This window comes from Bradyrhizobium sp. USDA 4454 (assembly GCF_054822705.1).
Genome location: NZ_JBTRCN010000001.1, coordinates 2,700,023 through 2,714,640, shown reverse-complemented (window position 1 = coordinate 2,714,640; position 14,618 = coordinate 2,700,023). Strand labels below are relative to the sequence as shown.

Genomic DNA, 14,618 nt, shown 5'->3' with positions numbered 1-14,618 from the left:
ACGGCGCGATCAGGCGGCATTCGATCCGAACTCGGGCACGGCATCCTGCAGCACGGCGCGGATGGTCACGCGGTCGTCTCGCTCGATCGCATCCTCCAGCGCCGCGAGCCACTTGCGCAGGGTCGACATCGGCGGCTGGTTCGGCTTGGCCGCCATCACGCCGGCGACGCCGATCTCGAGCGTCGGCTCCTGGCTCGCGAACAGGATCTCGTTGAGCCGCTCGCCGGGCCGGATGCCGCTGAACACGATCTCGACGTCGACGCCGGGCTGCAGGCCCGACAGACGGATCATCCGCTCGGCGAGATCGACGATCTTCACCGGTTGGCCCATGTTCAGCACATAGACCGAGACGTCGGGCCGCGCCGGCGTCATGGCGTGCGTCGCGGCGGTGATCACGAGATCGCAGGCTTCGCGGATCGTCATGAAGTAACGAACCATGTCCGGATGGGTCACCGTGATCGGGCCGCCGGCCTCGATCTGCGCCTTGAACTTCGGCACCACCGATCCGTTGGACGCCAGCACGTTGCCGAACCGCACCGAGATCAACCGCATATGCGGCTTGCCCTCGGCCTCGGTCATCAGGTCATGATCCAGCGCTTGGCAGTACATCTCGGCGAAACGCTTGGTCAGGCCGAGCATCGACACCGGCTCGATCGCCTTGTCGGTCGAGATCATCACCATCGCGCTCGCGCCCGCGGCACGCGCGGCGTCGGCCACGTTCACCGACCCGAAGATGTTGGTCTTGACCCCCTCGCTCCAGTCACGCTCCAGGATCGGCACATGCTTGAGCGCCGCGGCATGGAACACGATGTCGGGCTTGAACTCGCTCATCAGACGCGTGATGCGCTCGCGATCCCGGATATCGGCGATCCGCCCTTCGATCTCGGGGCCGGTGTCGCGCGCAGCCAGCGCCTCGGTCACCGCATAGAGCGCCGGCTCCGAGTTCTCGATGACCAGGAGGCGCGCCGCGCCGAAGGTCGCGACCCGCTCGCAGATTTCCGCGCCGATCGAGCCGCCGCCGCCGGTCACGATGACGGACTTGCCTTTGACCAGCATCTCGAGCCGCGCGTAGTCGATCTTCTGGCTCGGCCGGAGCAGCAGATCTTCGACCGCGACATTGGTGAGCCGCGGCGCGTCGCCGCCCTCCAGCGACGGCAGCCGGCTGACCATCAGGCCGAGCCGCCTGGCGCGCATCAGCACGCTTTCCGGATGCGCGTCCGGCTCGAAGGCCGAGGGTGTCATGACCACGCGCTTGATCGGCCTCTGGCGGCTCTCGAAATCCCGAATCACGGCCTCGATGTCGTCGACGCCTCCGAGCACGGGAATGTTGCGGATCATCTGGCCGCGGTCCGCGACCGACGGCGACAGCACGCCGACCGGCCAGAGCCGCTTGATGGCGCCGTTCTCGATGCCGCGCAGCACGACTTCCGCATCGGCGGTGCGTCCGACCAGCAGCGCCGGCGCTGCGTTGTCGGAGCGGGCGTGCAGCCGCGTGCGCGAATAACGGAAATAGCGGTAACCGAGCCGCAGCGCACTCAGCGCGAACACCTCGAGGAAGAAGAACAGGACGATCGTGATCCGGCCGAGGAACACCGGACTGTGCGAGTTCGCTCCCTTGAAGAAGTAAACGTAGTCCAGCACGACCAGCGCCAGCGTCAGCACCGCGGCGACCCGCAGGATATTCACCGCGTCCGGCAGCGAGGTGAAGCGCCATTTCGCCGTGGTCAAATTGGAGAAATAGCTGACGACAATGCTGAACAGCACGAACCAGGGCAGAATGCGCAGCAAATGAGGCAGTCGATCGGCAAGCAGGCTGCCTTCGAAACGCAGATAGAAGCTCGCCAGCAACGCAAACGTCGTCGCCAGAGCGTCATGGGCCAGGATCAGGAAGTTGCGCAGGGTAAATTGTGAAAGACGCGTCATCTATTGGACGGGTTGCCGGCAACTGGGAATTCGTGATGGGACATTGGCAGGCTGATAGCGTATCTGCAGGGCCCTTGCCAGCGATCACGGACGGATCGGAGGCTCGGGTTCCATATCGGCCCCCGATCGCCGCTTCAACGCCATGCCGCCGGCAACTCCGACGCCCAGCACATACATCCAGCCTTCGTGAAAGTCGAAGATGTGTGAATTAAACAACGAACTTGAAATATTCTGCACCACGACGAGAAGTCCGATCCAATTGACGAGACCGTCGCCGCGGAGCAGCAACAGGTGCAGTAGCCACATCGCGTACAGGATCGCTACACCCACAATGCCCCACTGCACGGCGACGTTCAACGTCTGATTGTGCGGGTTTCCGATCACCTCGCTGGAGGCCTCCTTCACGCCGCCGGTCGCGACGCGCTCGAACAGTCCCCGCGTCGCTCCGGTGCCGTGGCCGATGAGCGGAGCCTCGGCGAAGAATCCGAGCGACTTTCGCCAGAATTCGAGCCGCAAACCGAGCGAGGTCGGCTCGTTGCGCTCCATGTAGAGCTTGTAGTCGCGCTGGAACGACTCGGCCGTCCAACGCAATTGCGGCGATGCGTACCACGCCACCACGGACGCCGCGGCGGCCGTGCAAAGGATCAGGACGATGCTGCGCCACCGCAGATGGAGTAGCGCGAACAGCGCGAACATAATCGGAACGGTCACGAGTGCAGTCCGCGACACCACCACCAGCGCCATGTTGGCGAACAGGCTGAGCGCGACCACGATCGACAACACGGCCGGCAGGATGCGCTTGGCCCGCAGCAGCATCACGATCGGATAGGCCAGCCCGACCGCGCACAGGGTGAATTCCTGGCTCTGGTCGATGTAGTTCTTGACGAAGACGCCCTGCTCGCCCGGAGCCGGCGCCCTCAGCGCGAGATGCGGATAGGCGAGCACCAGCCAGGACATCAGCATCAACAGCGTGCAGGACACGACGAAGGCCACGAACACCCAGGTGCCGCGGGTCGAGCGCTGGAAATGATAGAGCAGGACCGGAAGCACCAGGAGCTTCGCGGTCGGCCCGACCGCATACAATCGCGCGCCCCAGGCGGCGTCGGACCACAGCGTGCCTGTTAGCGCGAGGCAGAACAGCGCGATCGGCGCCACGCAGATCGGCCGTTGCAGCAGTGCCCAGAACGCCTTCAGATCGACCGTCGGCGCGATCGCGATCAAGAGCACGACGCCGAAGATGCCGACCAGCGAGGTCGACCACGGCAGCGATAGCGCAATCAGCACCGCGACCACGTCGGTCGTGGCCTGCCAGCGCGCCGGATCGCGCCAGGCCGGGCACGCCGCGGCGCCTGCCGGGGATGCCACGCTCGCGCTCACGCCTTGCCCTCGCGGGCACGGGCCACCAGCGAGGTCGTGCTGTGGCCGGGCAGGATCTCGACCAGCACCACCGCGCCGCCGGCGGCCTCGACGATCTCGTGGCCGACCACCTGCTCGCGGGTATAGTCACCGCCCTTGACCAGCACGCTCGGCCGCACCTTTGTGATCAGGTTAATCGGCGTGTCCTCCTCGAAGATGGCGACGAGATCGACGGCCTCCAGCGCCGCCAGCACCTCGGCGCGGGCGCGCTCGTTCTGCACCGGACGCCCCTCGCCCTTCAGCCGCTTCACCGAGGCGTCGCTGTTCAGCCCGACGATCAGGCGATCGCAGGCGCCGCGCGCGGCGGTCAGCACCTTGACGTGGCCGGGATGCAGGATGTCGAAGCAGCCATTGGTGAAGCCGATGCGCAGATCCTGCCTCCGCCATTCCGCAAGATGCGCATCGATATCGCCGCCGGCCGGAACGATTTTCTCCTCGGCGACCAGCGAGGCGTGCGGCAGGATCCGGCGCCGCAGCTCATCGGACTTGACGATCGCGGTGCCGGTCTTGCCGACCGCGACCGCGGCTGCGGCGCTCGCGATCCGCAGCGCACTCTCCCAATCGGCACCGCCGGCCAGCGCCAACGCCAGCGCCGCAGCGACGGTATCCCCGGCCCCGGAGACGTCGCGCACCTTGACCGGCAACGCCGGCACATGGATCGAGCTGCCGTCCCTCGTCACCAGCGTCATGCCGCGCTCGCCCTGCGTCACCAGCATCGCCTCGCAATCGGCGAGGACCATCGCGTCGGGCGCGGCCTGCGCGATGCTGTCCTGGCTGTCGGCGCGGCTGCGGGTCGCCTCGGCAAATTCCTTGCGGTTCGGCGTCAGCACGGTCGCGCCGCGATAGATCGCCAGATTGGCGCTTTTCGGATCGACGATCACGCGCTTGCCCGCCTGGCGCGCGGCATCGATCACGTTGCGGATCACCCGCGCGGTGAGCACGCCCTTGGCGTAGTCGGACAGCAGCACGATATCGGCACGCGCGAGACGCGGCAGGATCGCATCGATCAGTTGCTGCTCGATCGCGGATGCAGCCGGCACGGCGAGTTCCCAGTCGGAGCGCAGCATGTGGGTCGAGAACTGTTCGGAGACGAAGCGCACCTTGCGCGTGGTCGGACGCGCAGTGTCACGCACCAGCACGGTCTCGATCCCGGCCTCCTTCGCCAGCGCCTCTGACAGCATCGTGCCGGCGGCATCCTCGCCGATCAGGCCGACGAAGATGCAACGGCCGCCGAGCGAAGCGATATTGCGCGCGACGTTGCCGGCGCCGCCGATATTGGTCTCGCTGCGCCGGACCGCGATCACCGGCGCCGGCGCCTCCGGCGAGATCCGCGACACGTCACCATAGACGAACTCGTCGAGCATGAGATCGCCGACGCAGAGCACGGACTGGCCCGACATGGCGCGCGAGATCGTTTCAAAATCGAACATCAGTCATCCGCTCTAGCGATAGCGATCGGGGCGATCGAGGAAGCCTTTCACATAGGCCCCGACCGCGTCCTCCAACCGTGTGAAGCCGCCATTGTATCCGGCGCGCGCGAGGCGATCGACAACGCTCTCGGTGAAGTACTGGTAGCTGCCGCGAATCTGCCCGGGCATGTCGACATACTGGATATTCGGCGAAAGCCCGAGCGCGCCATAGGCCGAGACGATCAGGTCCTTGAAGCTGCGCGCCTTGCCGGTGCCGACATTGTACAGGCCGCTGACGGAAGGCGTCGCGATCAGCCACATCATCACCCGCACGACGTCGTCGATATAGATGAAGTCGCGGCGCTGGTCGCCGTCGGCGACGCCCTCGCGATGCGACTTGAACAGCTGCACGACGCGGCCCGCTCTGATGTCGTCGAAGCGGCGCGCCAGCACGCTCATCATCGGCCCCTTGTGATACTCATTGGGGCCGAACACGTTGAAGAATTTCAGCCCCGCCCATTGCGGCGGTAGCGGCGCGCCTTTCGCCACCCGCTCGGCGACGGCAAGATCGAACAGGTTCTTGCTCCAGCCGTACAGGTTCATCGGCCGCAGCCGCTTGAGCGCCTCGACCGATCCATCGTCGTCGAAGCCCTGGTCGCCGTCGCCATAGGTCGCGGCCGAGGAGGCATAGATGAACGGCGTGGCATTCGCCGTGCACCAGTCGAGTAGCCGCATCGACAGACGGAAATTGGTCTGCATCACCAGGTCACCGTCGGTCGCGGTGGTCTCGGAAATGGCGCCGAGATGGACGACGGCGGTCAGCCGCCGCCCCTTCAGCCAGTCGCCGAGCTCGGCTGGAGGAACCCAATCGGCAAGCTGGCGCTTGGCCAGGTTCCGCCATTTGCCGTCCTGACCAAGGTGATCACAGACCACAACATCGCTGCGCCCGGCCTCATTCAACGCGGCCACGACGTTCGACCCGATAAAACCGGCGCCCCCGGTTACCAGAAACATGATGAAATCCCGCCAGATTCCTTTGCCAGCCGCCAGCTTTGCCCCACTCCCGCGCCACAGGCAACGACGGCTTTACCTCTCATCGCGAACCGGTTACCGACTTGGCCGCGCCCGGTCCGGCTTTGGCCAGTTTAGAAATGAATATTGATTCAATACCTGATATCGAAACACAGGACAGTGAGGATACCAGACCCATCCTCGTTGTGCCCTATGTTTGGATCGGCGATTTCGTGCGCGGCCACACCGTGATCAGGGTGCTGCGCAAGCGCTGGCCGAACCGGCCGGTCGACCTGCTGACTACCCGCCAATGCGCCCCGCTGGTGGACTACATGCCCGGGGTCCGGGCCGGGATCGTATCCGACCTGCCGCGCAGCCGGCTGGCCCTTGGCCGACAGCGCGCGCTCGCCGCCGAACTGCGCAAGCGGAACTATGCCACCGCTCTGGTGCTGCCGCGCACCTGGAAGGCGGCGATCGCGCCGGCGTTGGCGGGAATCCCTGAGCGGATCGGCTTCTTCGGCGAGGCCCGGTTCGGCCTGATCAACGCGATGCGCTGGGGCGAAAAGCAGCAGCCGCGCTTCATCGACAAGAACGCCATCCTGGCGCTGCCTGAGGGCGCCGCCCGTCCGCCGGAATGGCCGGTGCCGCAGCTTCGGATTCCCACAGATGAGATCGGGCGTTGGCGGCAGGCCAACGGCCTCGGCAGCGGTCCGGCCATCGCGCTCGGCCCTGGCTCGGTCGGCGTTTCCAAGCGCTGGACCTATTATCCCGAAGCCGCGCGGCTGTTCGCCGAACGCGTTTTCGACGTCTGGGTGGTCGGCGGCCCCGGCGAGAAGGCGATGGCGCAGGAGATCACGGCAGCCGGCGGCCCGCGGGTCCGCGACCTCACCGGCACCGATCTGCGCAACGGCGCGCTGGCGATGGCCGCGGCCAGCGTCGCCATCACCAACGACTCCGGACTGATGCACATCGCGGCAGCGATCGGCACCCCAACCATGGGCATCTTCGGCCCAACCGATCCCGATCTCTGGGCTCCCCTCAACGGCCTCGCCGCGACGGTGCAGCAGACCAAGAGCAAGCTGCCGTGCCAGCCGTGCCAGCGCACGGTCTGCACCATGAACGACCATCGCTGCATGCGCGACATCGCGCCCGAACAGGTCGTCGAGATCGCGCAGCGCGTGCTGGCTCAGATCAGTGTGCGATAGACCGCAGCGATCGCGTTCGCCTCGGCATCGAGGCTGAACTTATCCACAACTCGTTGCCGCGCGCGCGCTCCCATGGCGACGGCCGATGCCGGATCGCGCATCAACGGCTCGAGCGCCGCCGCCAGCGCGTCGACGTCGCCGGGCGGAATCAGCACGCCGGTCGAGCCATCCTCGACGACGAACTCGGCGGCGCCGGCGCGCGCCGCCACCAGCGCCGCGCCCGCCGACATCGCCTCGATCAGGGTCAGGCCAAAACCTTCGTTGCGCGAGGTGAAGGCATAGATCGTCAGCCGCTGATACCAGCGCACGACCTCCTCGATTGGCAATTCACCGGTGATGATGACGCGCGATTGCAGCCCGGCGGCCTCGACCTTCCGCTTCAGCTCGTTGGCAAAGGCGAGTTGCTCCGGCACGACGGCGCCAACAATGACCGCGGTGAAATCGGGATAGCGCGGCAAGAGCCGGCACATCGCTTCGACAAAGACATCGCTGCCCTTCTGCGCGCGCACCCGCCCGAAGCAGCCGATCGCATAGCGCCCGGGCAATCCGCTCTCGGCAAAGGCCGCGGCGCGATCGGCCGGCGGCACATAACGATCGGTGTCGACGCCGTGCATCACGACCGTCGCCTCACGCTTCAGATACGAGGCCGACAGCGGGCTGGTGGCGATGATCGCATCCATGTTGCGGATCAGCCAGCGCGTCAGCCAGGTGTGGTGACGTTGCGCCGCCGACGTAAACAGCAGCTTCAGCGGCCAGCCGAGCGCGCGTAGCAACAGGCCTGCAATCATCTCGTCATTGCGCCGCGCGTGCCAGATCACCGGACGCGCGCGCCGCCACAGCCGCATCAGATCGGCAAATCCCATCGCGTCGATGCCGTCAGGCCGATGCGAGCCGAGCCAGCCTGCGCGAAACATCCTGGCAAGCTTCGGGGCGACCATGCGGTTGGTCGCGGTGACACCCGAATAGCGTCGATGCAGATTGGGCACGATGAGCTCGAGCTCGCCGGCTTCTGTGTTCTCGATCGGCACGCAAGTCTCCGTTTCGCGCCAGTTCCTATACGCAACATTAAGCATAGTGGCCAGTTCGGTCGCGGCGAAACTCCCTCTTCACCGCACTCCCGCTAGCATCGCCGGTTAAAGATATCGGGAGAGCTCTCACCATGACCGTGCTCGTGACCGGCGGTGCCGGCTATATCGGAAGTCACATGGTCCACGCGCTGGTCGATGCCGGCGAGAGCGTCGTCGTGATCGACAATCTCTCCACCGGCTTCTCCGCGTTCCTGCCCGAGGCTGTTCCGCTGTTCATCGGCGATGCCGGCGACGAGAACCTGGTCGAGGGCGTGATCGCCCAGCATGGCATCGACAGCATCATCCATTTCGCCGGCTCCGTCGTGGTGCCGGACTCGATGCGCGATCCGCTCGGCTATTACCGCAACAACACCGTGACGACGCGCAGCCTGCTCAATGCTGCGGTGAAGGGCGGCGTCAGCCGCTTCATCTTCTCCTCGACTGCCGCGGTCTACGGCAATCCGGACCAGGTGCCGGTGCCCGAGATCGCGCCGACGCGGCCGCTGTCGCCCTACGGCTCGTCGAAGCTGATGACCGAGATCATGCTGCACGACGTCGCCTCCGCCCATGGCATGAGCTACGTCGTGCTGCGCTATTTCAACGTCGCCGGCGCCGACCCGAAGGGCCGCGTCGGCCTTGCCACCATCGGCGCCACCCATCTGCTCAAGATCGCGGTCGAGGCCGCGACCGGCCAGCGCGCCAAGATCGACGTGTTCGGCACCGACTATCCGACCCAGGACGGCAGCTGCGTGCGAGACTTCATCCATGTCAGCGACCTGGTCGAGGCGCACCACTCGGCGCTGTCCTATCTGCGCGGCGGCGGGCAATCGGTGACGATGAATTGCGGCTATGGCCGCGGCTATTCCGTGCTCGAGACCATCGAGGCGGTACGCCGGGTCTCGATGCGCAATTTCGCGGTCGCCTACGCCGGACGGCGGCCCGGCGACATCATGACCATGGTGGCCGACACCACGCGGCTCCGCTCGGTTCTCGACTGGACCCCGCGGTATGATGATCTCGAGACCATCGCGAGCCACGCGCTGGCTTGGGAGGAGAAGCTGTTCCGGGAGCGCGGCGGCGCCGCGCGACAGGCAGAATCGGCCTAAAAATCAAGCCGTTATCAAGCCGTTATTGGGCTTGAAAAAGCCCCGCCAAGCGGGCAAGGAGAACCGCAACCTGACGGTCGGCGCTGCCCGCCGTCAATGGAACGCGGATGGCTCAGTTTCCAAAGAAAATTACCGACGATCCCTATGGCGCGGCGATCCTGATTCGCCGCCTGGTCACCGAACAGGGGATCGCCTATTGGCGGCGCTATCTGACGGCGTTCGCCCTGATGGCTGTTGCGGCCGGCGCGACGGCGGCTGCCACCTACGTGCTCGGCCAGGTCATCAATCAGGCCTATGTCGACAAGAACATCCCGGGCATCGCGATGTTCGCGGGGATCACGGTGATCCTGCTCTTCATCAAGGGCGTGGCGACCTACGGCCACATGGTGATCCTGTCCAAGATCAGCAACGCCATCCTGGCGCGGAACCAGCGGCAATTGTTCGCCAAGCTGATGAGCGAGAGCATCGGCTTCTTCTCGGAGCGGCACTCGTCGGAGTTCCTCGCGCGCCTCACCGCCGGCGCGAAGTCGATCACCGACGTGCTCAACATGCTGGTCAATGCGATCGGCCGCGACTTCCTGATGCTGATCAGCATGCTGGCCGTGATGGTCTGGCAGGATCCGCTGATGTCGTTCATCGGGCTCGTCGCGGTACCGCCGGCGATGCTGGTGCTGCGCAAGCTGGTGAAGCGGATCAAGGGCCTTGCCTTTAACCAGTTCACCGGCACCGCCGACATCATGGAGACGATGCAGGAATCGCTGCAGGGCATCCGCACCGTGAAGGCGTTCACGCTGGAAGACACCATGCAGCAGCGGATCGACGAGAACATCGCGATCGTCGAGAGCAACGCCAACAAGATGGCGCGGGTCGCCAACCGTTCCAATCCGCTGATGGAGATGCTCGGCGGCTTCGCGGTCGCCGGCTGCCTGCTCTATGGCGGCTACAGCGTGGTGGCGCTCGGCTCGACGCCCGGCCAGTTCTTCACCTTCCTGACCGCCTTCCTGATGGCGACCGAGCCGGCCAAGCGGCTGGCGCGGCTCAATATCGACCTCAACAGCCAGCTGGTCGGCGCGCGCATGCTGCTCGAGGTGGTCGACAGCCCGGCAAGCGAGCAGGCCGACGACGACAAGCGGGCGCTGAAACTCTCCGACGCGCGGATCGAGCTGCGCGATGTCAGCTTCGCCTATCGGCCCGGCGAACCGGTGCTGAACCGCATGAGCTTCACAGCCGAGCCTGGCAAGGTCACGGCGCTGGTCGGCCCTTCCGGCGGCGGCAAGTCGACCGTGTTGGCGCTGCTGCTGCGCTTCTACGAAACTCAACAAGGCGAGATCCTGATCGACGGCCAATCGATCCTGTCGGTCTCGCGCAAGTCGCTGCGCCAGCAGACCGCCTATGTCGGCCAGGACGTCTATCTGTTCCGCGACACCATCCGCGCCAACATCGCCTTCGGCAAGCAGGGCGCCACCGAGGCCGAGATCATCGACGCCGCCAAGGCGGCCTGCGCGCACGATTTCATCATGAGCTTCCCGCTTGGCTACGACACGCCGGTCGGCGAGCACGGCACGCAGCTGTCCGGCGGGCAGCGTCAGCGCATCGCGGTCGCCCGCGCGCTGATCAAGAACGCGCCGATCATCCTGCTCGACGAAGCTACCGCAGCCCTCGACTCGGAGTCCGAGAAGCAGGTGCAGGAGGCGATCGAGCATCTCTGCCAGGGCCGCACCACGATCGTGATCGCGCACCGCCTGCACACCATTATGCATGCCGATGCGATCCTCGTGGTCGAGGGCGGCGCGATCGTCGAGCGCGGGCGTCATGAGGAGCTGCTGCGCCGCGGCGGCCGCTACGCCTCGTTCTTCCGACTGCAGCACCATCACGACCCGTCACCACTGGCGCTGGCGCCGATCAGCGCCACCGGCTAGACCACTACGCGAATTCACCTCAAGAGCAGCGAGCCCCCATGAACGCCGCCTCCACCGTCATTCCGCTTCCCCCACAGCCCTCACTCCCCGTCGTCGGCGAATCCGGCACCTATCCAGTCCGCCGCATCTGGTGCGTCGGCCGCAACTATCTCGAGCATATCAGGGAGATGGGCAACGACGAGCGCGCGCCGCCGTTCTTCTTCGGCAAGCATGCCGACATGCTGGTGCCGGACGGTGCGACGATCCCCTATCCGCCGCTGACCAAGGACCTGCATCACGAGGTCGAGCTTGTGGTGGCGATGAAGAGCGGCGGGCTGAACATTCCTGCCGACAAGGCGCTCGAGCATGTCTACGGCTATGCAGTCGGCATCGACCTGACCCGCCGCGACCTGCAGATCGCCTCGCGCAAGAAGGAGCGGCCCTGGGAGGTCGGCAAGTCGTTCGACTATTCGGCGCCCTGCTCCGCGATCCAGCCGGCTTCCAAGATCGGACATCCGACCGCAGGCAAGATCTGGCTCACCGTCAACGGCAAGGAAGCCCAGAAGGGCGACCTCACCGAATTGATCTGGAACGTGCCCGAGATCATCTGGCAGCTGTCGCAGCAGGTGAAGCTCGCCGCCGGCGACCTCATCATGACCGGCACGCCCGCGGGCGTCTCGCAGCTGCAGGTCGGCGACAAGCTCGAATGCGGCGTCGACGGCGTCGGCAAGCTCACGGTGACGATCGGCAAACCGGAATAGACGCCGGATTCGCGCGACCATCAGACTGCGGCCCCGAACCAGGTTCGGGGCCGTTTGCGCTTTCAGAATTGCTCATGGCCGGGATGATTGGGATCGCCAAGATATCCGCCACCTCCGCTACCACCCGCACTGTCGCCGCTGTAACCACTTCCGAGGCCGGGCGACGGATCGACCGGCTGGCGATGCGGGCCACCTGAGCCGCCCGGGGGCAGTTTCGCGCCCACATTCTGCGGCGGCATCATGGGAAGTCTGCCCGCCTGCGCGGAGCCCAGCGCGGTCACGCCGAACGCGACAACGGCAGCGAAAGCAACAAGCGAATTGCGTGTCATGCGTCGTCTCCTTGGATCTCGGGGCGGGGCACCATGCGCCAGCTCCGACGCCGCGGTCTTCGCACGATCGCATCAGTCGTGCCTGTGACGTGGGTCACGCTCAATCTTCCTGGCGACATCGCGTGGCCCGGAAAGTCCCGGACCAGAGGTCCGGGACTTTTCGCAACCCGGTCAGCGCATCGTGCCGGGCATGCAGGGCGGCTCGGTGAAGGGCGCGGTCGCGAACGATCCGACGTTCGGCGCGCGCACGCAATCGGCGGTCTTGTTGCTGACCGGTGTCGTCGTCGCCTGAGCATGGGCGCGCCGCGCCGCAGCATTGCTGCCGGCGGCGGACGCCTGAGCCGAATACGCAGCTGCCGCAACCAGAGCAACCGTCACGAAGGTCAATTTGGTCATAGGATTTCTCCGCATGATGGATGAAGCCGACCAAGCTCGGCTCCTGTGACCAGGGAGCGTCATCGCCCTATCATTATTTCATCACGCGCGATCACCGAACCGCGAGCGTCTCATCACATCAGGCGGATCGGGGAATACCGGAATGATCGCGGCACTCCATTTCATTGAGGCCGCGCGCAAACGCGGCGACGACGGCATGGAGAGTCTCATGAGCTATTATCGGCGACTTGGCAAACAGGTTGGTCTGGCTGCAATCCTGTCTGCGACGATGGCGACCGCTTGCTTCGCACAGGCGTCGGTGCGGGAGCCTAACGCCTACGCAGCAAACGAAACTGCGACGCGGCCATGGCTGGCGCCGGTCGGTCATCGCCAGCCGCGCGTCGCCGACATCCCCGCGGCCGCGGCGGCACAGCAGATCATCGATCAGGAAGACGCGATCGTCGATCGCAAGATCAGGGGCATTTGCCGCGGCTGCTAAAGCATGATCCGGAAAAGTGCGAAGCGGTTTTCCCTCGCGACAAACGCGGAACGCGTTTGCCGCGGGGGGTCATGCGACGACCGAAATGCTCTCAAGCCCGCTGCTGATGCGCCTCGGGCGCATTGATGTCCTTGCCGGTGTAGTCGGTCATCAGCGCGGTCGCGACCAGTGTGATGATGGCGCAGGCCGCGATATAGACCGCGATCGCGGTCGCCGAGTGAAACGTGCCGAACAGCCAGGTCGCGATCAGCGGTGCAGGACCGCCGGCGATCACGGACGCGAGCTGATAGCCGAGCGAGGCGCCGCTATAGCGCAGGCGGCCGGTAAAGCTCTCGGCGATCAGGGCCGCCTGCGGGCCGTACTGCATGTCGTGCGGGATCAGCGACAGGAAGATCGCGAGGAAGATGATCGTTGCGGATCCGGTGTTGAGCATCGCGAAATAGATGAAGCCAAACACGCCGGTCACGGCAGCGCCGATCATGTACATGTTCTTGCGGCCGATCTGATCGGAGATATGCCCGCACAGCGGGATCGAGACGAACGACAGCACCGAGGCCGCGAGCACCGCGGTCAGCAGGAAATCGCGCGACACGTGCAGCGTGCCGGTGCCGTAGGAGAACACGAAGGCGGTGAAGATGTAGAACGGCGCCTGCTCGGACATGCGCGCGAAGGCGGACAGCAGGATCTCCTTCGGATGGTCGCGGATCACCGTCAGCATCGGCGTGCGGTCGAGCTGACGTTCGGCCAGCAGCTTGCTGAACACAGGCGTTTCCAGAATGCCGAGCCGGATGTAGAGGCCGACGCCGACCAGCACGATGCTGAGCGCGAATGGAATGCGCCAGCCCCAGGCCAGGAACTGGTCGCCCGACATCTGGCTGAAGGCCAGCACGGCAAGGTTGGCAAGGAACAGGCCGCAGGGCACGCCGAATTGCGGCCATGACGCGATCAGGCCGCGCGAGCGATCGTTGCGCGCCCATTCCATCGACATCAGCACCGAGCCGCCCCATTCGCCGCCGACGCCGACGCCCTGGATGAAGCGCAGCACGGTCAGGATCACCGCGCCCCAGATGCCGATGCTGGAATAGGTCGGCACCAACGCCACCGCCGCAGTCGCAAGGCCCATCAGGAGCAGCGTCGCGATCAGCGTCGACTTGCGGCCGATGCGGTCGCCATAATGGCCGAAGATCGCAGCGCCGATCGGCCGCGCGACGAAGCCGACCGCGTAGATCGCGAACGCCTCCAGCGTACCGACCCAGGGGTCGGAATGCGGGAAGAACAGTTTTGCGAACACCAGGCCGGTGACGGTGCTGTAGAGGAAGAAGTCATACCACTCGATCGCGGTGCCGACCGTGGAGGCGATCACAGCGCGGCGGAGCTGGAGCTGATGCTCGGCGGGTGTGAGTTGCGTGGCGTCGAGACCAGGGGCTGAACCAAGTGTTAGGCCAAATATTGCCATGGGGGCGTCTCCCTCGGACAAGCCCCCGGATGGATTTTGACTGTTTGGGTCGTTTGAGCACAAACGACGTGGCGCCCCGAAAGGTTCCACCGGAATGGAACATGGTAGCTAGAACTTTAGTCGGCCCGTGGCGACGGTTGAGGCCATCGGTGGCCATCGCCAG

General features: G+C 65.6%; 13 protein-coding genes. 5 read left to right on the top strand and 8 right to left on the bottom strand.

The genetic code is table 11. The annotated features are described in order from the left end of the window. Nucleotides 1-9: 9 nt before the first annotated feature. From ACVIW0_RS12340 to rfaD, 4 genes are all read right to left on the bottom strand, one after another. Entirely contained in the window at nt 10-1,923 is a 1,914-nt protein-coding gene (locus ACVIW0_RS12340) for an SDR family NAD(P)-dependent oxidoreductase (protein ID WP_461352582.1), read from the bottom strand. A gap of 84 nt (nt 1,924-2,007) precedes the next feature. Beyond that, a complete protein-coding gene (locus ACVIW0_RS12335) occupies nt 2,008-3,288 on the bottom strand; it encodes an O-antigen ligase family protein (RefSeq protein WP_461352581.1) in 1,281 nt (426 codons plus the stop codon). Between the two features lie 8 nt (nt 3,289-3,296). After that, complete coding sequence (rfaE1, locus tag ACVIW0_RS12330; protein WP_461352580.1) at nt 3,297-4,769, bottom strand: D-glycero-beta-D-manno-heptose-7-phosphate kinase; 1,473 nt, start codon at nt 4,767-4,769, stop codon at nt 3,297-3,299. A 12-nt stretch (nt 4,770-4,781) separates the two neighbouring features. Then, nucleotides 4,782-5,762, bottom strand: coding sequence for an ADP-glyceromanno-heptose 6-epimerase (gene rfaD / locus ACVIW0_RS12325; protein ID WP_461352579.1), 981 nt, complete (start codon nt 5,760-5,762; stop codon nt 4,782-4,784). A 137-nt stretch (nt 5,763-5,899) separates the two neighbouring features. Between rfaD and waaF the strand changes: the two genes are divergently transcribed. Next, nucleotides 5,900-6,964 (top strand): lipopolysaccharide heptosyltransferase II, encoded by a 1,065-nt coding sequence (gene waaF, locus ACVIW0_RS12320; RefSeq protein WP_461352578.1) that lies wholly within the window; start codon nt 5,900-5,902, stop codon nt 6,962-6,964. On the opposite strand, the gene ACVIW0_RS12315 is transcribed toward waaF, so the two are convergent. Further along, a complete protein-coding gene (locus tag ACVIW0_RS12315) occupies nt 6,946-7,992 on the bottom strand; it encodes a glycosyltransferase family 4 protein (RefSeq protein WP_461352577.1) in 1,047 nt (348 codons plus the stop codon). The two genes, waaF and ACVIW0_RS12315, sit on opposite strands and share 19 nt — an antisense overlap. Nucleotides 7,993-8,123: 131 nt before the next feature. Here ACVIW0_RS12315 and galE point away from each other — a divergent pair, with 131 nt between their 5' ends. The 3 genes from galE to ACVIW0_RS12300 all read left to right on the top strand — a co-directional run bounded on the left by galE (nt 8,124) and on the right by ACVIW0_RS12300 (nt 11,796). Continuing rightward, a complete protein-coding gene (gene galE, locus ACVIW0_RS12310; protein ID WP_461352576.1) occupies nt 8,124-9,137 on the top strand; it encodes a UDP-glucose 4-epimerase GalE in 1,014 nt (337 codons plus the stop codon). 107 nt (nt 9,138-9,244) lie between these two features. Then, complete coding sequence (locus tag ACVIW0_RS12305) at nt 9,245-11,056, top strand: ABC transporter ATP-binding protein (protein WP_461352575.1); 1,812 nt, start codon at nt 9,245-9,247, stop codon at nt 11,054-11,056. Between the two features lie 38 nt (nt 11,057-11,094). Further along, nucleotides 11,095-11,796: a fumarylacetoacetate hydrolase family protein gene (locus ACVIW0_RS12300; RefSeq protein ID WP_456753756.1), complete on the top strand. Its 702-nt coding sequence runs from the start codon at nt 11,095-11,097 to the stop codon at nt 11,794-11,796. A 62-nt stretch (nt 11,797-11,858) separates the two neighbouring features. Here the strand turns inward: ACVIW0_RS12300 and ACVIW0_RS12295 are convergent, their stop codons facing one another. Beyond that, nucleotides 11,859-12,125 carry a hypothetical protein gene (locus ACVIW0_RS12295; protein ID WP_461352574.1) on the bottom strand — a complete coding sequence of 89 codons (267 nt, stop codon included), beginning with the start codon at nt 12,123-12,125 and terminating at the stop codon, nt 11,859-11,861. Nucleotides 12,126-12,296: 171 nt separating this feature from the next. Further along, nucleotides 12,297-12,521: a hypothetical protein gene (locus ACVIW0_RS12290; protein WP_461352573.1), complete on the bottom strand. Its 225-nt coding sequence runs from the start codon at nt 12,519-12,521 to the stop codon at nt 12,297-12,299. A 142-nt stretch (nt 12,522-12,663) separates the two neighbouring features. Here ACVIW0_RS12290 and ACVIW0_RS12285 point away from each other — a divergent pair, with 142 nt between their 5' ends. Beyond that, entirely contained in the window at nt 12,664-12,999 is a 336-nt protein-coding gene (locus ACVIW0_RS12285; RefSeq protein ID WP_461352572.1) for a hypothetical protein, read from the top strand. Between the two features lie 91 nt (nt 13,000-13,090). On the opposite strand, the gene ACVIW0_RS12280 is transcribed toward ACVIW0_RS12285, so the two are convergent. Further along, a complete protein-coding gene (locus ACVIW0_RS12280; RefSeq protein ID WP_461352571.1) occupies nt 13,091-14,455 on the bottom strand; it encodes an MFS transporter in 1,365 nt (454 codons plus the stop codon). Between the last annotated feature and the right edge of the window lie 163 nt (nt 14,456-14,618).